The sequence below is a fragment of the Flavobacterium sp. KS-LB2 genome, from assembly GCF_036895565.1.
In the GTDB taxonomy this organism is placed as follows: domain Bacteria; phylum Bacteroidota; class Bacteroidia; order Flavobacteriales; family Flavobacteriaceae; genus Flavobacterium.
This window is the reverse complement of sequence record NZ_CP145904.1, coordinates 655,106-675,241: the sequence shown is the minus strand read 5'-3', so window position 1 is coordinate 675,241 and position 20,136 is coordinate 655,106. Positions and strand designations below refer to the sequence as shown.

Sequence of the window (20,136 nt, the reverse complement as noted above, 5' to 3'; positions counted from 1 at the left end):
GCCAAGAAAAATTTCCAATTAAGTTACTCTAAAACAACTTCCAGATTCGTACTCTCAGGATTTACCAAACAATCTGCTATTAGAAATTGTAATTCCAATGATTTTCTATCTTCACTGATTTTTGCATTCGAATTGGACACCGATTTTATTTTTCTGGGAAAATGATATTTTAGAACATAAGGTTGCGTGATTTTAAATTTAGAAACTTGCGTTTTGTACCCTTCAATCTTATCCTGCTGTTTCTTTAATTCAATCGGATCAGTAATTTTCACTATCCTTTTAAAAACACTTCCGTCAAAAGCATAGTTCACACTATAATAATGTTCTTCGGCAACCAATGCATAATTATTTTCGATGTCATCAGCATATTCTTCCGTTTTATATAGATCAGCTACTTGCTCTATTTTAGTGAAATTTTGCGTGATTGTTGTTCGAAATTCTTTTTCAAACGAGCTTTTCTTGATATGTACTTTTACCGTACCAAATTTTTGAAAAATAGCTTTTTCAAATGCTGGTAATCTAGAAAAGGTTTCGGAATGTTTCGTTATAAAATCCTGAAAAACATAAGTAGTATCTCTAAAAACATCTTCTTTGGAGTAGTTTTCACCCATCAATTGCATATAACTATGTTCATCCCGCAATTCATTTATTTCAATTTTTCCAGTTCCATCTTCGTTTAAATATATGGTTTCTGTAACTTGGCAACTATTTAAAAATACTAATAAAAATAACGCAATATATTTTTTCATTGGGATGTTTGCAAAATGATTTGATTTCAAATATACATGATTTGTACTATTTTTCATGTTTTTCGAAAATAAAAGTGGTAGCATAGCCCCGATAGCAGCGGCATCCTTTTTTTCTTGTTTTTTTTCAAACAAGAAAAAAAGATAGAGTGAATAGCGGGACAAATCGTATTGAAAAAACAAAATATTCTGCTTCAAAAAACCTTGAATTTTAAACTTTACATTTTAAAACTTATATAGTATCTTTGCGCTCTTAAAATCAGCATAAAATGGCATTATCCGAACAAGAAATATTACGCAGAGAAGCACTTACAGAATTACGCAATTTAGGTATTGAGCCTTATCCAGCAGCCGAATTTATCACAACCGCTTATTCCAGCGAAATCCTAGCTGATTTCGAGAAGTACGAAGGAAAAGAAGTTGTTTTAGCAGGACGTTTGATGGGTAAACGTATCATGGGAAAGGCGTCATTTGCAGAATTGAAAGATGCTGAAGGACGTATCCAGGTGTATGTTTCGAGAGATGATATTTCGACGGATGAGGAGAAAACAATGTACAATGTGGTTTTCAAAAAACTATTGGATATTGGCGATTTTATTGGGGTTCGCGGAACGGTTTTTAAAACTCAAGTGGGTGAAATTTCGGTACATGTTTATGGTTTGACGGTTTTAGCGAAAGCTTTGAAGCCGCTACCTGTAGTAAAAACGGATGCTGACGGAAAAACACACGATGCTTTTGCTGATCCGGAACAAAGATACCGTCGTCGTTACGTAGATTTAACGGTAAACGACCATGTAAAAGAAACGTTTATCAAAAGAACTAAATTGTTTAATGCGATGCGTTCTTTTTTTAATGACAAAGGGTATCTTGAGGTAGAAACGCCTGTTTTGCAACCGATTCCCGGTGGTGCTGCAGCGCGTCCTTTTATCACGCACCACAACTCGCTTGACATGCCATTGTACATGCGTATTGCAAATGAGTTGTACTTAAAAAGATTGATTGTTGGTGGTTTTGATGGGGTGTATGAGTTTTCGAAAAACTTCCGTAATGAAGGAATGGACCGAACGCATAACCCGGAATTTACTGCCATGGAAATATATGTAGCCTACAAAGACTACAACTGGATGATGAATTTCACCGAAAACTTATTGGAACATTGCGCCATTGGTGTAAACGGGACCAGCGAAGCGACTTTTGGAGAACACACTGTGAACTTCAAAGCTCCGTATGCAAGAGTTACAATGACGGATTCTATCAAACATTTTACTGGATTTGATATTTCAGGAAAAAATGAAGCAGAATTATTTGATGCCGCAAGAGGAATGGGAATTGACGTGGATAAAACCATGGGTAAAGGAAAATTAATTGATGAGATTTTTGGCGCTAAATGCGAAGGGAATTATATTCAGCCTACTTTCATCACGGATTATCCAAAGGAAATGTCCCCGCTTTGCAAGCAACACCGAGACAATCCGGAATTGACAGAACGTTTTGAGTTGATGGTTTGTGGAAAAGAAGTGGCAAATGCCTATTCTGAATTGAATGACCCAATTGATCAAAGAGAGCGTTTTGAAGAGCAAATGCGCTTATCTGAAAAAGGAGATGATGAAGCAACCGGAATTATCGATGAGGATTTCTTGAGAGCTTTAGAATACGGAATGCCACCTACATCTGGATTGGGAATTGGAATGGACCGTTTGATGATGTTCCTGACCAATAATTCTTCTATCCAAGAAGTATTATTGTTTCCACAAATGAGACCAGAGAAAAAACAAGTGAAAATTGAATTAGAAGACGACGAGAAATTGATTGTTGTGTTATTGCAAACTAACAATAACCAAATGGAATTTGGTCTACTTAAAATTAATTCTGGATTGAGTGGTAAAAAATGGGACAAAGCCATGAAAAACTTATCTTCTTTGGGATTGACTGAAGTAGTTGTTGATGGAGATACAAAAGCGTGTAGATTGAAAGAGTAATTTATTCGGGAAATATATTTATAAAAAAGGAGCTTCAATTGAAGCTCCTTTTTTTATCTCTACAATAATATTGATGTTGTTTCGGCTCAATAAAAAAGTCGGCTCTAATCAAAGAGCCGACTTTTTTTAAAGAATATTTTAGTTTTAGAATCCTAAACCAACAGCCATTGCTGTAGCTTGAATATTTATATCGGAAACTTTAGTAGCTGCGCCAGTTGCCAAGTTAATACTGTACACTGATGTAACATTATTTACTTTCAATAAAGCAAATGCAGCAGCACTGTTTCCACCGATATCAAATCCGCTATCAGCATCAACATTTACCCCTAAACCTCCAATAGCAACTAATGTCCCGTTGTTTGGTGGGTCTTGACGATACATCATATCAGTTTGTGAGTCAATTACAAATAAAGTAGTTGTTGTAGCTCCAGCAATATTATTGGTGTAAGCAGCTCCATTCACAAATGGTGTTCCAGGATTTAAATTACCATCTACTGACACTACTGTTCCTAAATCTGGGTGTAAACGTAAGTTTTGACCTGTATTACTCACCAACCTGATTCTATCTACTGTTGGATTAAAATCAAAACCAAAAGAAGTACCTGACAATGCCGTTAATAAAGGAGAACCAATTACTGTTAATGCTCCACTAGCTGTATTCACAGAAAACAATCTGCTTTGATTTGAAATAGCATATAAACCTCCGTTTGCAGGTCTAAAATCTAAACCGACAATACTTTCGTTTGAAGCTAAACCAGTTAATGCAACAGAATTATTATTTCCGCTTGTAGGATTAAAGCGAACTAACATATTTCCGGAAGTTGTTGCATATGCAATTGGGTTAGTCTTGAACGCAATGCTTATTACTGGAGCTGTGAATTTACCAACATTAACTGCTTTTCCAGTAGTTAAATCAATTGTATATAAAGTGGATACACTAGCATTATTTGTTACAGCAAGAGCAGTTGAATTATCTGCTAAAATATCCATGTCCCCTACACCTTGAAAGTTCACGCCTAAGTCACCAACAAGTTGAAGTCCACCATCATTTGGCGGTGTTTGAACATATAGTTTGTCTTGTTCGAAATCTATATCAAACAACATCGTTGTTGCTGCACCTGCCATACTATTTGTGTAGGCTACCGCACCAATTTTAGGATTTGTACCACCATTAATAACTCCGTCAGTTGACACAACAGTTCCAAGTTCCGGGTGTAATCTTAAATTCTGACCAGATTCTGTTACCAAACGAATTCTATCTACTGTTGGATTAAAATCCAATGAAGCGTTAGCTCCCGCAACAATAGGAGAAAAAGATCCAGCACCTAATGCTGTTGCAACTCCACTTTTCTCATTTATAAAATACAAACGACTAGAAGAACCTAAGGCATATAACTGCCCTGTTGCAGGTCTGTAATCAATACTTACGATACTCTCTGATGTAGGTAAACCAACAATTGGAGTGGTTGAAGTTGGAGTAGCTAAATTTCTTGCATTGAATGTAAGAATGGTGTTGTTACTAGCTAATGCCGTAAAGTTAACGTCAGGTGCCGCAACAGGCATCATCATTCCATTATTATCGTCATCATTACATGAAATTGCAGTAAAAGATAACAGTGCTAGTCCAATTATGGACGCAAATCCTAAATTTTGTTGTTTGTTTTTCATCATTTATTTATTTAGTTATGTTAGTACATACGAAACGTACTTCATTATGGTTTTAAAATTTTAAAAAAACTTACATAACTACTAAATTGTAACATATAAAAAGAGTAAAAAATACCTTCAACTTTTACGGTACAAGAGGACTCAAGTCATCATGAGAACATAACACCAATAACTAAAAAACTTCAATAAACTTTTTTGGTTTTACAAACTATAATTCAAATTGACACTCCAGCGATAATTCGCTTCTACATTGCCGCCAGTAAGATTTTGATTGATGGGTAACATGACATTAGCTCCAAAAGAAAGTCTATCCTTCCCAACCTCAAATCCTACTTTTCCGAAAAGAATATCACCACTTGTATTTCTTAATTTTTGATTGTATTGATAATTACTTTCATAGACTTCACCGGCAAAACCAAGTTGTGGAACAATAGAAAAACTATTTTTTTCGTACAAATAGAAAAAGGTGCCTGCATAATTCAATTGATTTCCAAAACGGTAACTCTTTTGATTTTCTGTTTTTATTACATAATTCAGCATCGAGTTTAAACCAAATTGTTTTCTTTTAACCACATATTCAGTTGCCAAAAGATAATCCCAACTTCCTGTTCCTACCTGAAAACTGGGATTTATACTTCCGGAATTTGCCTCATTAAATTTTCCGGTCGGCGCTTTTATTCCACCTCCCAATTGTAATGTATGTACGAAAAACGTACTGTCTTTATGGGTTTGATACATACGATACATTGCCAAAACAGTGATATCGCCTATACCATTGATGCTTTTATTGCCAGTTGCGGTTTCTCTTTCATGAAAATGATACGGTAATAATGCCGAAACCTGAACCTTTTCGCTAACCGGGATTCGGCCCCAAACCTGAACAGTGTTGAAATTTTCTTTGTACCAAGGCGAATTGCTGTACAAACCATCCATGGATTTGTATTGTTGATTGAAATACCGAATCCCAACGAAATTAGAGTTCAACATCGAGGCGAATCCCATGCTTCCGCCACTGGCGGAGCAACCACAGGCATCGCAAAAATCCTCTTCTTCAAGGAAGGAATGGTATTTTGTGAATGGATTTACGGTATTTAAACTGTCTTTTTCGGCGGCGTTTGCCAATTGAAAAAGAAGTACTAAAAGTAATGTGTATTTTTTCATGTTTGTTGTTTTTAGCCCTGATGGAAACGGAAAGCCCGGAGCGATAAAAGCTTGTTTTTCTTGTCCTGAAAAAGCGACTGGAGGAAGCTCTTTTCAGGACATAGAAAAACGGCTTTTGCAGCGAGGACTTGCAGTGTACAGCAGGAAATAGCTTCTGAAATTAATATTCAGAAAAGCGTTTGTCCGTTAGGTATTGCGTGTCTGTCAATGTTTTTAGAAAAGCAATAATTTTTAATTTTTCTGTTGCTGTCAAAGGAATTCCGAGTGATCCGTTGTTATTCAAAATGGGATCTAAAGTAGCTGAATTAACTACACCTGAATTGTAATGATCCATAACGGCTTCTAATGTAAATAAGCGTCCATCGTGCATGTAAGGAGCTGTTTTTTCTATGTTTCTAAGACTTGGCACTTTGAATTTGTACTTATCCTGATGCAACTCCGTCACGCGAAAACGCCCGATATCATTGTACGCGGGATCAATTGACAAACCGTTGTTTCTAAAGGAATTGTCCGTAAACAAATCTGTGGCGTGACAACTAGAACATTTTTGGTTAAAAATGCCATAACCTTCCTTCTCGTCTTGCGTGAGCGTTCCGCCAGATTCATTGCGACGGTACTTGTCAAAACGGGAATTCGAGGACGTCACCATAACCATAAACTGTCCCAAGGCTTTGAGCATGTTTTCGGAATTGATTTGTCCATCCATAAAAGCAACTTTGAATAATTTCTGATACACTAGATCGCCTTTCATCATAGCAATCGCTTTCGCAAAATCGCCATTCATTTCTATAGGACTTGTGAACGGAATAATAGGCTGCAAATCCAAATGTGATGTTGCTCCATCATACATAAAAGTAGTTTGATAGGCCAAATTCTGGATTGGTGGCGTGTTTCGGGTTCCAATAGCGTCATCAACACCATGACTCAAGGTATGTCCGTGATGTGTAAATGCATCTTCCTGAATGTGACAAAATCCGCAGGAAACAATCCCATCCGAAGCCAATCGGCCGTCGTAGAAAAGCTTTTTCCCAAGTTCAAATCCTTTTTCGGTGAGTGGATTGTTCGCCAGATCGTATGCCAAAGGCGGGAAATTTGCCGGAACCTGAAAGTCCAAAGGAACGTCCTGATAATTTTCGCTTTCATCAGCAGAACAAGACCACAGCAACGGAAAAATGAGCAATATGATATATTTTGCTTTCATTTTATATTTTTTTTTAAAAAGCGGTCGGAGATTTAATTTCCAACCGCTTTTTGATTAAAAAATTAATCGTTGTGAACGTGATCTATTTTGAACATTGAAGAAACGTTGGCAGTAACCAAAGCTAGTTTAGCTCCACCCATAACGGTTGCCGCTTCCGTAAGATTGATTTTATTAGCTCCGTCAATTACTTGAGATAAATCAGTCATAATGTGTACCTGAGGCGTAATTGTGGTTCTTACCAACGCATTTTCAGGAAAACTCAAAGTAACTTCCGTGTAATTATAATCGGTTCCGGTTTGTCCGGTATGCACCATAAATTCTTTTGCCGTTGTTACCGTAGGAGCTGTAAAAGTACCTTCGAAAGCCACAAACTTATAACCTGCACTCCAAGACCACATCATTCCGGCAGTTTGGGCTGTTGCCAAGAAATCTCCTTGACCCGTTGCTCCTGCTTCCCACTGGGTTTTATCGACTCCAATTCCGTATTTTACTTTAGTGTAATTTCCAGCAGGAATGTTTGAAAGATTCAATACTAATGTTGCAGGCGTAGCTTCGTCTACAATAAAATAGCTTTGACTTTTTGGGTACGTAAAGGTAGTTCCATCCTCTTTTGTCAAGACAATATTACTCACGATGTACTTCACTTTTGAAACCGCTACAACCTCAGCATTCGAATTGGTGTAGTTCGTATTAAAAGCAAAATTAGCCGATTTATACACGTTGTCAAATTCTAATTTTAGATTTCCGTTTCCGGTAATCATTTCATTATCATCGTCATTAGAGCAAGAAAACAAGGTAACTGAGATAGCCATTACAGCTAGTATATTTTTTAATTGAAATTTCATTTCTTAAAGTTTTTATTTTGAATATAAGTACTATTTCGCATGCCATTTTTGGATTATTATTTCCAAAAAAAGCAAACAAATGTTCATCTGTTGTTTAGAACAGAAGAAATCAAGCATACTACATGCTTAAAAATTTATGAAATGAAAGTGGGTGGGTGAAAAACAGAAGCACTATTCAAATGAAAGTATAAATTAGAATAATGCGGGTTCATTTTTTCTTTGGTATCAAAAAAAACTGCTGCAATTTCGAAAGATTTAATTTCCTCAAAAATGATCACATCAAGTATAGGAGCATTTCCTTTTTTATCGGAAGAAAGTGGCTTTTCAGCCTCAGAAGCTTTGGCTAATTCTTTCATCAAATGACATTTTCCGTTACATTGCATTTTAGGTTTGTCCTTATTGATACAAAGTACTTTTGAAATGTATTCATAATTCACGACATACTCTAAAACCGGAAGAACTGGCTTTATAAGCATGATCAATACAATTATAAATATGATTTTTTTCACCGTGCAAAATTACTAAATGATTGTTTGATAAAAAATAGTTTTGAATAGAATAATCATAAATAAAATCACTCTATTCAAAACCAAATACTTGAATGCTTTACGCCAATTTTAATTCGGGGATTTCAATCTCGTTTAATTCCAGTTTATACGAATTAAACTGACTGAAAATCTCATTTTTGGTGCTTTCGAAAAAAGGAGTTGCTGCGAATAAATCCTCATAATATCCGATTCCTATAAGCAAATTATTTTTGAACGAATTCCATTTTTTGATTTGTCCCAACGTTATTTCTTCAGTAACCGCTGAAATTTCATTTTTCAGATAATCCAAATACATTTTTAACTCTTTGACAAATAGATTTGGTCGATTTGTGACCGACAATACCGACGCGTTTCCATAAATATGCTGCACCATTTTAGAGAGTGAAACTTCTTGATCAAAATATGCCATATTAGGTCCTGGACAAATGATTACGCCTTGCGCCTGTCCTTTTATCTTAATGTCATTTTCAAGATACGAAGCATTCGCTAAACCGACACAAAGGCAGGCTTTCTCCGTAATACTGTTTTTCTTTTTTTCGAAAACTTCAGCAGTTAAAATATCTTTTTGAAGCAGTAATTCTTCCAGTTTTAAATCTTGAAATTTTTTGGAAGAGGTACAAATTCCTTTCGCATCGTATTCTTTGCTTAGCGCCAAAAATCGTTTTGGACATGAACTTCCCGCTTTGCTTTCCTCAATTCGTTTCAATTTCAATTTTTCATTCGTCGTTCCTCGTAACGTATTGAAAGGAATTCCCAACGGAGAAATATGACTCAGGTATAAATCATCTTCTTTGGCTCCAGCCAATAAATCTCTGGTGTGTTTATCTACCGATGTTGCTTCAGGAACCAATAAAAACGGCGAACCCCAACCCACACAATCGACCTCATAATGGTCCAACAGAAAATCGTGTTCTTCAGCAGTTCCTACGCCGCCTTGAACCGTGATTTTTAAATCCAAAGGCTGTTCTGGAACATGCATTTCTTTTTGCCCCAATGCTTTCACCATCAACTCATGAGCGGATTGAATTAATTGCTCTTTTTTCTGTTTGAATTCTTCAAGAATTGGTCCCAACAAATAGCCTTCGGTTGCAAAAGCATGTCCCCCACAATTCAATCCGGATTCGATTCGATATTCAGAAACCCAAAGTCCTTTTTTCGCTAAAAAATTCCCTTGAATCATCGCCGAACGGAAATCGCTCACTTTCAGCGTAATTTTTTTTTTCAGTCTGTTATTCGAATCTGGAAAGAAGGCCGAAAAACTTTCGAAATAGCTGTATAACCTTGGATTCATCCCAGCCGATAAAACTACCGAAGATTCTAATGTACTATTGACAAACCCTCGCAGCGCAGCATGTGCATCATTGAAAGCACTAGGTAATTGTTCGTCTTTAATAAAATTATCCTTATCCAATTTGGTCATAATATTAACATCTATATCGCCTGGATAAAGGTTTTTCTCCAGATAATTTTTGATGTTTTCTTTGAAAGCGAAACCATCTTCCATCAAGTTTTGCAGGCCTACTTTAATGGCTGATTTGTTGGGTAGCATCCCGATGTAGTTTTCCAAAGCTGATTTGCTTTCGGATAATTCAATTTTGAAATTTTCAAATTTTTCTTTTACGATTTTGTTTACCAAATTCAAATAAGAAGTAATGCGTTCTGCACGGTAATCATGTATTTTTTGGGTAATTTCCTGATACGGCAAATCGAATTTCTTACTGTAAAAAGCATTCATTTTTTCGATAAGTTCATCATCCATAATTGAAATCACAGATGAAATTCCATACTTCGCCACTCGTATCGGACTATCAATCGTATAAGCAAGTCCCATAACCGGGATATGAAAAGTATGAAGCGGATTATTTTTTGTCATGCTAAAAATGATTTAATAAATAAACCACAAAATTCGAAAAAGTAAATCGCAAAAAAACTGATAAATATCATACTTGAAATTACCAAAATCCACTTTTTTTTGAATGCCATTTATGCCGAAAACTACAATTGAAATATTTATTACACTTGTAATCCAAACGATAAACTTTTGTTAACGATTAAACTTTTCAAACCTATCCTTGTCCTATATGCATAAAACTTAAAACAATACATATGAAAAAATTATTTATCGCTGCATTATTAGTTGTCGGAATGACAAGCTTTGCACAAGAAAGAAAAGCAAGACCAGAGAGAGCCCAAATGGAGCAAATGACTCCTGAGCAAAGAAACCAATTGCACTTGAAAAAATTGACTTTGGAATTAGATTTGAATGCTTCACAACAAAAAGAAATGAGTAAAATCATTGCGGAACAAAGCGCCAAAAGAGAAGCTAAAATGGCTGAGAGAAAAGCTAGTAAAGATTCGGCTAAAAAACAACTTACCACTGACGAACGTTTTGCTAAAAAAAGCCAAATGTTAGACGAGCAAATTGTTATGAAAGACAGAATGAAAAAAATTCTTTCAGCAGACCAATATAAAAAATGGGATGACATGAAAGGAAAAAGACACAATGGAATGAAAAAAAGAATGGCATACCATCAGAATAGAAAACCAGCAAAAATGGGTGATAAAAAATAATCTATTTACTTAAACTATTTCATCTTAGTTCATAAAAAAGCCCCAAATTTGGGGCTTTTTTTATTTAAAATGTTTTTGATACTTTGTCTATCGCTCGGATGGTAAAATCTAAATCTTCATACGTTAATGCATCGGTAATAAACCAAGTTTCATAGGCTGATGGCGCGATATAAATTCCTTCCTTTAATAATCCGTGGAAGAATTTCTTGAACGTTTCATTATCGCCGTTTGCTGCGGTTTGAAAATCAACTACTGGAGCAGCATCAAAATGAACTGAAATCATTGAGCCAATAGTATTGATTGTAAAGACAACATTATTTGCTTTCAATACTTTATCAATTCCTGCAGCCAAATACGCTGTTTTCTCCTCTAATCTTTGAAAAATAGCACGATCACTATCTAAAGCTTGTAACATAGCTAATCCTGCGGCCATTGCCAATGGATTTCCTGACAATGTTCCTGCCTGATAAACGGGACCTAACGGAGCCAGATAATTCATAATTTCTTCGCGAGCGGCAAAAGCACCAACAGGCAATCCTCCACCGATTACTTTACCAAAACAAACAATATCAGCCGTTATGTTAAGCAATTCCTGAACACCACCAGCAGCAAGCCTGAAACCGGTCATTACCTCATCAAAAATCAACAGAATTCCATTATCGGTACACAATTGGCGTAAGCCTTCCAAAAAGCCTTTATTAGGTGGAATACAACCCATATTCCCCGCAACAGGTTCTACGATTATAGCTGCAATTTCATTTTTATTCGCCTCGATTAAAGTGGCTACATTTTCTAAGTCATTGTATTTTGCTAGTAAAGTATCTTTAGCTGTTCCTGCAGTAACTCCAGGACTATTAGGTGAACCAAAAGTAATAGCTCCACTTCCCGCTTGGATTAAAAACGAATCCGAATGACCGTGGTAACAACCGGCAAATTTTATTATTTTATCTCTTTTGGTAAATCCACGAGCCAGCCGTACAGCGCTCATGCAGGCTTCAGTACCTGAGTTCACAAATCTAATTTTATCGATATTTGGAACCATGGAAACAGCCAAAGCTGCAATTTGCGTTTCTAATTCTGTTGGCATTCCAAATGAAGTTCCTAACTTTGCTTTTTCAATCACGGCTTGTACAACCGGTTCGTATGCATGTCCTAAAATCATTGGCCCCCAAGAATTGATATAATCAATCAAACGGTTTCCATCTTCATCATACAAATAAGCACCTTTGGCACTTTTGACAAAAATTGGAGTTCCACCCACTGCTTTAAAAGCTCTTACTGGCGAATTTACACCTCCTGGAATTACTTTTTCTGCTTCAGCAAAAAGCTGACTGCTTCTTTTATACAACATTTATGAATTATGAATTATAGTTATTTTTTTAATTATTTTACCATCAATCTCTGTCCAATAGAAAGTGTATTATCAGAAAGATTATTTTTTTGTTTTAAATCATCAACCTTTAAATCGAATTTTTTTGAAATAGAATACAGCGTATCTCCTTTTTGAACAACGTATGAAAATAAGTCTTGATTGATTGTATTTCTGGTCTCTATTGTTAATTCCTCAACCATTTGTTTTTCATTAGACACATAATTAACATCTAAAACTTGATTGTCATATTGATGTAAATTATAGCGCTCAATATACGAAATCAACTTATCCGGATATTTTGGATCTGTAGCATAACCTGCAGCTCTTAGCCCTTTTGCCCAAGCTTTATAATCGCCCTTTGAGAATTCAAATAGTTTAGAATACCTGCTTCTTCCTGTCAAAAACAAAGCATGATCCTTGAAGGATTCTGAAGGATTGTCATATTTTCTAAAGCATTCCTGATCAGAATCATCGTCATGTTTAACGCTATCTCCTGTCCATCCTACATGACATTTTATTCCAAAATGATTATTGGCACTTATCGCTAAATCTCCTCTTCCTGCACCCGATTCTAAAATTCCCTGAGCCAAAATAATACTTGCTGGAATCCCATAATTCTTCATGTTCCCCATCGCAATTTCCTTAAATTTAGAAATATAAGACACAATAACATCGTTAGTGACTACTGTTTTTGAAGTAGACACAATTACTTCTGTTTCTCTATTATTTGATTCCTTTTTTATAGGTTTTGATGCAGTTGGTTTTGCTGTATTAGAACTTGAAACGGTTGTCTTTTTTATTGTGCGTACCAACTCCGGTTTGGATTTCAAAGGAGGTTTCTTTGTTACAATAACAGGTTTTGTGGTATTACAACCTATCAAAGTAATTAGGGTAAAAAGTAGTATAATTTTTTTAAACATTAATATCGATTGTTGGTAATTGTTTGTTTCTTAATTTTAAATTCATTCCTTGAATTCCTTGAATTCCACCGGTATGAATTAGTAAAATTTTTGATTCAGCAGGAAAATAGTTTTTTTGAATTAAATCTATAACGCCAAAAACCATCTTTCCAGTATAAATAGGATCTAGAGGAATCTGGTTTTCAGCATAAAACGCATTAATAAACTGTACTAAGGCTTCATTTACTTTTCCGTATCCGCCAAAATGATAGTCTGTTATTAATTCCCAATTGTCCTTGTGTACAAAACTACGAATTTCCTCTTTTAAAAAGTCTCCTTTTAAAGCAGGAAATCCTAAAACTTTTTGGTGCGGTAAAACACTATTTATAATTCCTGAAATAGTTCCGCCAGTTCCTATCGCACAACAAATATAATCAAATTCAGCATCTTCCGGAGTTAGAATTTCCTGACATCCCTTGATTGCTAAGGCATTTGTTCCACCTTCAGGTATTAGATAAAAATCCCCAAATTGCTGTTTTAAGTTTTCTAAAAATGAAACCTCACTTTTTAATCGGTACTCTTCTCTTGAAATAAATTCCAGTTGCATTCCGCAGTTTTGAGCAAATGACAACGTAGGATTTCCCGAAATTTTATCCCTTAGTTCGTCTCCACGAATAATCCCGATAGTTTTAAATCCTTTTTCCTTTCCTGCAAAAGCAACTGCTGCAATATGATTTGAAAAAGCACCACCAAAAGTCAACAGCGTTTCGTTATTTTCTGTTTTAGCCTGAAGCAAATTGTATTTCAGCTTTCGGAATTTATTTCCTGAAACAAAAGGATGTATCAAATCTTCTCTTTTAATGGCTACACCAATAGAGTTTAGAAAAGGAGATGTTAGGTGTTGATTCAAGCTGAATGATTTTGGTACAAAGGTAAAATTATATATACTAAAAATGCAACCTCTAGAGATTGCATTTCGTTTAATTACTATTAGTTGTTATCTTCGGATGATTATTTTCTGGCCAACTTCTATCTTATCTTTAGTTGCAACTTTAACAATATAAACTCCGTCACTTAGTCCCGAAGTAGAGAAAGTATAAGACGAATTTACTCCCAAATCTTTTTTATTGAAAATTAATTTACCAGCTACATCATACAAATTACAAGAAATAAGATCTAGCATTAATGGATTACTAATCGTTAAGTTCTTAGCAACATTATCCTGATACACTACAAAATTTTTACGCAATGCTTCTTCAACTCCCAATGTCGTATTGGTTTTAAAAGTAATTTCAAACTGCGTATTGTTTACTCCTCCCGGCAATGTTAACTCATAGAAATCATTTTTGATGTCATGGTACAAGTCCGTTGTTTTATCGTGTAAATAAACAGCATTTGCGCTTGTAAAATTCTCGACTCCTTTCACAGTAATCTTAAAATTAGCTTGATTTGTATTTTTAAAACCAATTGGAATTTTTTTATCAATATCAAAATTTACTGCATTGATAAGGTACTCTTCATTGTCTATCACAAAATAAATATCAGCTGGACTATCATCACTAGAAGATATTGCATCCATCGCACGATCAACGCCATCAGTCGCTCCGGGAATAAATGCTAAAACAAGTTGACGGACTCCTTGATTATTCAATAAAGTATTAAATCGTATTTGTGGTGTTGGTGCGAGACTAACTTTTGTATAATCAAAACCTGAAACAGATGGAATTCTAGACAAATACTCGGTATTGGATTTTGGTTTAGTTGCGCCAGCTGTTTTATTAAATTGAGAATGACTTACAGCTGCTTCTTTAACAAAAACTCTATAACTATTTTTCATTTCTACTGTTCCATTTGCGCTTCCATCAATCATGAAACCTTGCCCAATAGGAGAAAAACGTCTTTCATAATCTCCTCCAGAAACCGAACCAGCCCCTTCATTTCCAGATCCATCGTATGAGTAAAAAGTAGCTGGAACGTAAACCCCTGTACTCCCAATAGTACCAGGAGAATAAGCGCCATAACCACCTTTATAATCGGCGATAAAATGAGAATTAACTGTTTTATCTTGCTCCCAGAAATAGGCAATTCCGGTACAATTTGTTTGTTCAATTAAAAAAGCAGACAAATCAATTGCAGATGGATACGGATTTCCTGTCAATGTAAATTGATCAAAGGCTACAGGAATAGAAATAGTCCCATCATTTGGCTTGCCCCTAAAATCATATCTTTGTTGTGCTAAGGGATTATTTTGAACTCCGTTTACAGTAGTCAAGTTAGTACCTGATGTTCCCTTCATTGTAAAACCTTCACCAGCGTTTATATTAGAATTTCCTCCTACCTGAATCCAATCTGAATAACTCGACGAAGCAGTTAACTTAAAAACCCAATAAGGCGCTATTGCTAATGGACTGGCGGTACCATTGAAATTATTCATTGCCAAAACAGTCGGATTATTACTAGTTGTCAAATCAACAACATCTTTAAGTTGTGTAATTCCAAAAGCAGAGTTTCCCTCACTAGCATTACTGCCTCCAACTGGTGAACACCAATAATTAAATTGAAAATTATTTGTAGTACCTTCTTGAAAAACAGACAAATTACCAAGACCTTTATTTGTACTTCCCGATGTTGAACCTTGAACCAATTGAGCATCCTTTCTTAGATAGAAATTACTACTAGCTGCATTTAATTCCAGTTGTTGTTTTACAAAAACCACTTCATTATTTGCAAAAACGTAGCTATTAGGACTTACATACATCTGGGCATTCACACTATTCTGCAATAATAATCCAGTAACAATAAGTAATGTTTGTTTAAGTAATTTTGAGTCCATAAGCCCGTATTTTTTTATTAATTTGTAAGAAATAAATTGTATTTTATCAGAGGTATTATGTCTAAAATAATAACTGTTTAATTGTAAAAAATAAATTTTATTTAGCATCAAAAAAGGACGAAAATCCGATTTATATCCCCTAATTTTAGCAAATAAAACCTGTTTTGATTTATTTTAATTTAAAGTTACAAAAAAAAGGAGATAGGAATTAGCATAAATGCCGATAAAAAGTATAAATAATCGATTAAATACATCTTTTTTAATTTTATATATATAATTTCTTACAATTAAAAACAAATAATAAAGACAAAATTTAAAATTGTAAAACAGCCTAAAAACCTGTAGGTTAATACTGTATGTTTATTTTAAAAATGAATTCAAGGAATAACAAAATGTCTTCAAAATTAGAAGACCAATGCAATTAGATCTAAAAAGGATTTGGATAGTAGCAATTACTTTTATAATTCCAAAAAATTAATGAAATTAAAAAAAGGTCTTTTGGTTAAGTATTCTAAATTGGATTCTTTTGAATACGCTTCTCTTTCAAAACTTATATTTCTGTAAGCGAGATTTGCGTTTTTATATTGAATAAGTCGAAAAAGATATTCTACTAAATACCAAATAAAAAAAGGGATAATTAAAAGTTCTATTTGTTGGCGAATATGAATCATTTCATGATTAACAAAAATTCTATTTTTCAGATCGCCTCGATATTTAACCAAAACAAATGGAAATACAGTTAAACCACGATATCCTTTTGGAATTAAATATTTAGCAACAATCAGAAACATTCGCTATAAAATTTATAAATTTGTAATGATAAAATGGTTCTATTTAATGAAAATCTCAATCGTTTGAGTTGACATTGCTGAATTATAAAAACTAAATGAATTTTACAATAGAACATTCCCAAATATGATTGACCAAAGTAATGAAAATAAATTGATAGAAGGGGAAGATTTCTATTACACTCCGGAAGGATACAAATGTTTTACTGAAAAACACCATTTAAAACGAGGGTATTGCTGTAAAAGTGGTTGTCGCCATTGTCCGTATGGTTTTGACAAAAAAACAGGAACCAATAAAAAGTAAGCAGTCCTAATAAACAAATCAACAAAAATGGATCTTTGTTCCCAGAAATACCGAATCAAAATTCACAAATCCTACCATAGGTCGGATATTCGTTATCCTTAGTTGTCACATTTTTTAAGCAGTAAAAGCTTCTTTCAAGAATCAACACAAAAAAATTAACGAAACAATATCAAGAATGACTTTCCAAGAACAAATCCAACAAGGAATTCCTTCGGTTTTACCAAAACCAAAACCCTACGAAACAGATATCAATCACGCACCAAAGCGCAAAGAAATCCTTTCGACAGCAGAAAAAAAACTGGCTTTACGCAATGCCTTACGTTATTTTGAACCGCAACATCACGCCGAATTAATTAAAGAATTCTCGGAAGAACTAGAAACCTACGGTCGTATTTATATGTACCGTTTGCGTCCGGATTATAAAATGTATGCGCGACCGATTACTGAATATCCTGGAAAATGCGAACAGGCGAAAGCGATTATGCTAATGATTCAGAACAATTTGGATTATGCGGTAGCACAACATCCGCATGAGCTGATTACGTACGGTGGCAATGGCGCCGTTTTCCAAAACTGGGCACAGTATTTATTGACGATGCAATATTTATCGGAAATGACCGACGAGCAAACCTTAACCATGTATTCCGGGCACCCTATGGGATTATTTCCTTCACATAAGGAAGCACCACGAGTTGTAGTAACAAACGGAATGGTAATTCCTAATTATTCTAAACCGGACGATTGGGAAAAAATGAATGCATTGGGCGTTTCTCAATACGGACAAATGACCGCAGGAAGTTACATGTACATTGGTCCACAAGGAATTGTGCATGGAACAACAATTACGGTTTTAAATGGTTTTCGTAAAATAAAACGCAGTCCAAAAGGCGGTTTATTTGTTACTTCCGGATTAGGTGGAATGTCTGGAGCACAACCAAAGGCCGGAAATATTGCTGGTTGTATCACCGTTTGTGCCGAAGTAAACCCAAAAATAACGCACATTCGTTACAGTCAGGGATGGATCAATGAAGTCATTGAAAATGTTGATGAATTAGTAAAAAGAGTAACTTTGGCGCAGGCCAATAATGAAATTGTTTCCATCGCCTATCTTGGAAACGTGGTTGATGTTTGGGAAAAATTTGACGAAGAAAACATCCACATCGATTTAGGATCCGATCAGACTTCTCTACATAATCCTTGGGCGGGCGGTTATTATCCTGCCGATATTTCTTTTGAAGAAGCTAATGAAATGATGGCTGATAATCCTGATTTATTTAAAACAAAAGTTCAGGAAACCCTACGCAGACACACAACTGCTATCAATAAACATACTACCAAAGGAACTTATTTCTTTGATTACGGAAATGCTTTTTTATTAGAGGCTTCCCGCGCTGGTGCTGATGTTATGGCAGAAAACCATATCGATTTCAGGTATCCAAGCTATGTACAGGATATTATGGGACCTATGTGTTTTGATTATGGGTTTGGCCCATTCCGTTGGGTTTGTGCTTCGGGAAAGCCAGAGGATTTAGCAAAAACTGATTTAATTGCTTGCCAAGTTCTAGAAGAAATGGCAAAAACTGCTCCCGAAGAAATTCAACAACAAATGCAGGATAACATTCACTGGATCAAAGGAGCTCAGGAAAACAAATTAGTTGTAGGTTCACAAGCCCGCATCCTTTATGCTGATGCTGAAGGTCGCGTGAAAATTGCCGAAGCGTTTAATAAGGCTATTGCCAATGGCGAAATAGGAACGGTCGTTTTAGGTCGCGATCATCATGATGTTTCCGGTACCGATTCCCCTTACAGAGAAACATCAAATATCAATGACGGCTCCCGTTTTACAGCAGATATGGCCATTCAAAACGTCATTGGAGACAGCTTTCGAGGCGCTACTTGGGTGTCTATTCACAATGGTGGTGGCGTGGGTTGGGGCGAGGTAATTAACGGTGGTTTTGGTATGGTTCTTGATGGATCTAAAGAAGCTTCAAAGCGTTTAGCATCAATGCTTTTCTGGGATGTCAACAATGGGATTTCCCGAAGAAGTTGGGCTAGAAATGACGGAGCCGTATTTGCTATAAAAAGAGCGATGGAGACGCAACCTTTATTAAAAGTAACCATCCCTAATATAGTTGCCGACAATTTGTTGAATTTTTAAAATTTCGAACGTATCTTTAGTAAACTCATAGTAATCAAATAATTAAGTCATGAAAGCAATTAAACTCCTTCCCGTACTCCTACTGCTCGTAGTTGCCTCTTGCAGTTCCGTAAGAGTCTATTCTGATTTTGATAATAAAGTAGATTTTAGCCAATATAAAACCTATGCTTTTCACAAAAAAGGAATTGATAAAGTTGAAATTTCAGAATTAGATAAGAAAAGAATACTCAATGCCATAGATCGTGAATTAAGTAATAAAGGAATGACCAAAAGTGAAAATCCAGACTTGCTAATCAACATACTAACCAAAGAAAGAGAACGAATTGACGTAAACCAATACAACGCAGGTTGGGGTTACGGATGGGGATGGGGATGGAATCCTTATTTATGGGGAGGACGCAGCAGTTATGTTTCCTCATCCACAGAGGGAACATTGTATATCGATTTAATTGATGCCAAGAAAAAAGAATTGGTTTGGCAAGGCGAGGGTGTTGGGTATTTGACAGAAAATCGCAAAGAAAAAGAAAAACAAATTAATGAATTTGTGGCTAAAATTTTAGAGCAATTTCCGCCGAAAGCAAAATAGTACATCCTTACATTTAAACAGAAAAGCCTACCTTTGTGTAGGCTTTTTTTATACCCAATCATGACACCACAAATAGACATTACTACATTCGAAGATATCAAATTACTAGTTGATACTTTTTATTCTAAAGTTCAAAAAGACGAATTCATTGGCCCCATATTCAACGAAAAAATAGGCAACCGCTGGCCGGAACATCTAGAAAAAATGTATCGCTTTTGGCAAACTATCTTACTCGAAGTACATTCGTATTCCGGAAGTCCCTTTCCGCCTCACAAACAATTACCAGTTGCCAAAGAACATTTTGACCGATGGATGGAAATTTTCACACAAACTACCGATAGTTTATTTGCAGGGCCATTAGCCGATGAAGCGAAATACCGCGCTAAAAACATGGCAGAAATGTTCAATTACAAAATTGATTATTTCCGCAATCTTGAAAAAAACCAAACGAACAATTCGTAGGTTTTAAAGTGGTTT

17 protein-coding genes are annotated in these 20,136 nt (G+C 35.4%); 6 read left to right on the top strand and 11 right to left on the bottom strand.

The features are described from left to right. Positions 1-23: 23 nt before the first annotated feature. Positions 24-806: a hypothetical protein gene (locus tag V5J73_RS02985; protein ID WP_338647516.1), complete on the bottom strand. Its 783-nt coding sequence runs from the start codon at positions 804-806 to the stop codon at positions 24-26. A gap of 209 nt (positions 807-1,015) precedes the next feature. Between V5J73_RS02985 and lysS the strand changes: the two genes are divergently transcribed. Beyond that, positions 1,016-2,725 (top strand): lysine--tRNA ligase, encoded by a 1,710-nt coding sequence (gene lysS / locus V5J73_RS02980; RefSeq protein WP_338647514.1) that lies wholly within the window; start codon positions 1,016-1,018, stop codon positions 2,723-2,725. Between the two features lie 144 nt (positions 2,726-2,869). On the opposite strand, the gene V5J73_RS02975 is transcribed toward lysS, so the two are convergent. From V5J73_RS02975 to V5J73_RS02950, 6 genes are all read right to left on the bottom strand, one after another. Next, positions 2,870-4,393, bottom strand: a complete 1,524-nt coding sequence (locus V5J73_RS02975; protein ID WP_338647511.1) for a DUF4394 domain-containing protein — start codon at positions 4,391-4,393, stop codon at positions 2,870-2,872. A 201-nt stretch (positions 4,394-4,594) separates the two neighbouring features. After that, the gene (locus tag V5J73_RS02970; protein ID WP_338647509.1) at positions 4,595-5,554 is read right to left on the bottom strand and encodes a transporter; all 960 of its coding nucleotides are present in this window, start codon (positions 5,552-5,554) and stop codon (positions 4,595-4,597) included. A gap of 160 nt (positions 5,555-5,714) precedes the next feature. Then, positions 5,715-6,755 (bottom strand): cytochrome-c peroxidase, encoded by a 1,041-nt coding sequence (locus V5J73_RS02965; RefSeq protein WP_338647507.1) that lies wholly within the window; start codon positions 6,753-6,755, stop codon positions 5,715-5,717. 62 nt (positions 6,756-6,817) lie between these two features. Beyond that, the gene (locus V5J73_RS02960) at positions 6,818-7,600 is read right to left on the bottom strand and encodes an MbnP family protein (protein WP_338647505.1); all 783 of its coding nucleotides are present in this window, start codon (positions 7,598-7,600) and stop codon (positions 6,818-6,820) included. Between the two features lie 134 nt (positions 7,601-7,734). Further along, the gene (locus V5J73_RS02955) at positions 7,735-8,076 is read right to left on the bottom strand and encodes a hypothetical protein (protein ID WP_338647504.1); all 342 of its coding nucleotides are present in this window, start codon (positions 8,074-8,076) and stop codon (positions 7,735-7,737) included. A gap of 130 nt (positions 8,077-8,206) precedes the next feature. After that, positions 8,207-10,021, bottom strand: a complete 1,815-nt coding sequence (locus V5J73_RS02950) for a hypothetical protein (protein WP_338647502.1) — start codon at positions 10,019-10,021, stop codon at positions 8,207-8,209. Between the two features lie 233 nt (positions 10,022-10,254). On the opposite strand from V5J73_RS02950, the gene V5J73_RS02945 reads away from it, so the two are divergent. Then, entirely contained in the window at positions 10,255-10,719 is a 465-nt protein-coding gene (locus V5J73_RS02945) for a hypothetical protein (RefSeq protein ID WP_338647500.1), read from the top strand. A gap of 64 nt (positions 10,720-10,783) precedes the next feature. Here the strand turns inward: V5J73_RS02945 and hemL are convergent, their stop codons facing one another. The 4 genes from hemL to V5J73_RS02925 all read right to left on the bottom strand — a co-directional run bounded on the left by hemL (position 10,784) and on the right by V5J73_RS02925 (position 15,823). Beyond that, positions 10,784-12,070: a glutamate-1-semialdehyde 2,1-aminomutase gene (hemL, locus tag V5J73_RS02940; RefSeq protein ID WP_338647498.1), complete on the bottom strand. Its 1,287-nt coding sequence runs from the start codon at positions 12,068-12,070 to the stop codon at positions 10,784-10,786. Positions 12,071-12,102: 32 nt separating this feature from the next. Continuing rightward, positions 12,103-13,011 (bottom strand): glucosaminidase domain-containing protein, encoded by a 909-nt coding sequence (locus tag V5J73_RS02935; protein ID WP_338647495.1) that lies wholly within the window; start codon positions 13,009-13,011, stop codon positions 12,103-12,105. Further along, positions 13,004-13,900, bottom strand: coding sequence for a 1-aminocyclopropane-1-carboxylate deaminase/D-cysteine desulfhydrase (locus tag V5J73_RS02930; RefSeq protein ID WP_338647492.1), 897 nt, complete (start codon positions 13,898-13,900; stop codon positions 13,004-13,006). The genes V5J73_RS02935 and V5J73_RS02930 overlap by 8 nt, the downstream gene beginning before the upstream one ends. Positions 13,901-13,987: 87 nt before the next feature. After that, positions 13,988-15,823, bottom strand: coding sequence for a T9SS type A sorting domain-containing protein (locus tag V5J73_RS02925; RefSeq protein WP_338647491.1), 1,836 nt, complete (start codon positions 15,821-15,823; stop codon positions 13,988-13,990). 915 nt (positions 15,824-16,738) lie between these two features. Between V5J73_RS02925 and V5J73_RS02920 the strand changes: the two genes are divergently transcribed. From V5J73_RS02920 to V5J73_RS02905, 4 genes are all read left to right on the top strand, one after another. Next, positions 16,739-16,915, top strand: a complete 177-nt coding sequence (locus V5J73_RS02920; RefSeq protein WP_158634650.1) for a DUF5522 domain-containing protein — start codon at positions 16,739-16,741, stop codon at positions 16,913-16,915. 175 nt (positions 16,916-17,090) lie between these two features. Next, positions 17,091-19,073, top strand: coding sequence for a urocanate hydratase (locus tag V5J73_RS02915; protein WP_338647488.1), 1,983 nt, complete (start codon positions 17,091-17,093; stop codon positions 19,071-19,073). 49 nt (positions 19,074-19,122) lie between these two features. Beyond that, positions 19,123-19,659 carry a DUF4136 domain-containing protein gene (locus tag V5J73_RS02910; protein ID WP_338647487.1) on the top strand — a complete coding sequence of 179 codons (537 nt, stop codon included), beginning with the start codon at positions 19,123-19,125 and terminating at the stop codon, positions 19,657-19,659. A gap of 60 nt (positions 19,660-19,719) precedes the next feature. Continuing rightward, positions 19,720-20,121: a group III truncated hemoglobin gene (locus V5J73_RS02905; RefSeq protein WP_338647485.1), complete on the top strand. Its 402-nt coding sequence runs from the start codon at positions 19,720-19,722 to the stop codon at positions 20,119-20,121. Positions 20,122-20,136 lie beyond the last annotated feature (15 nt).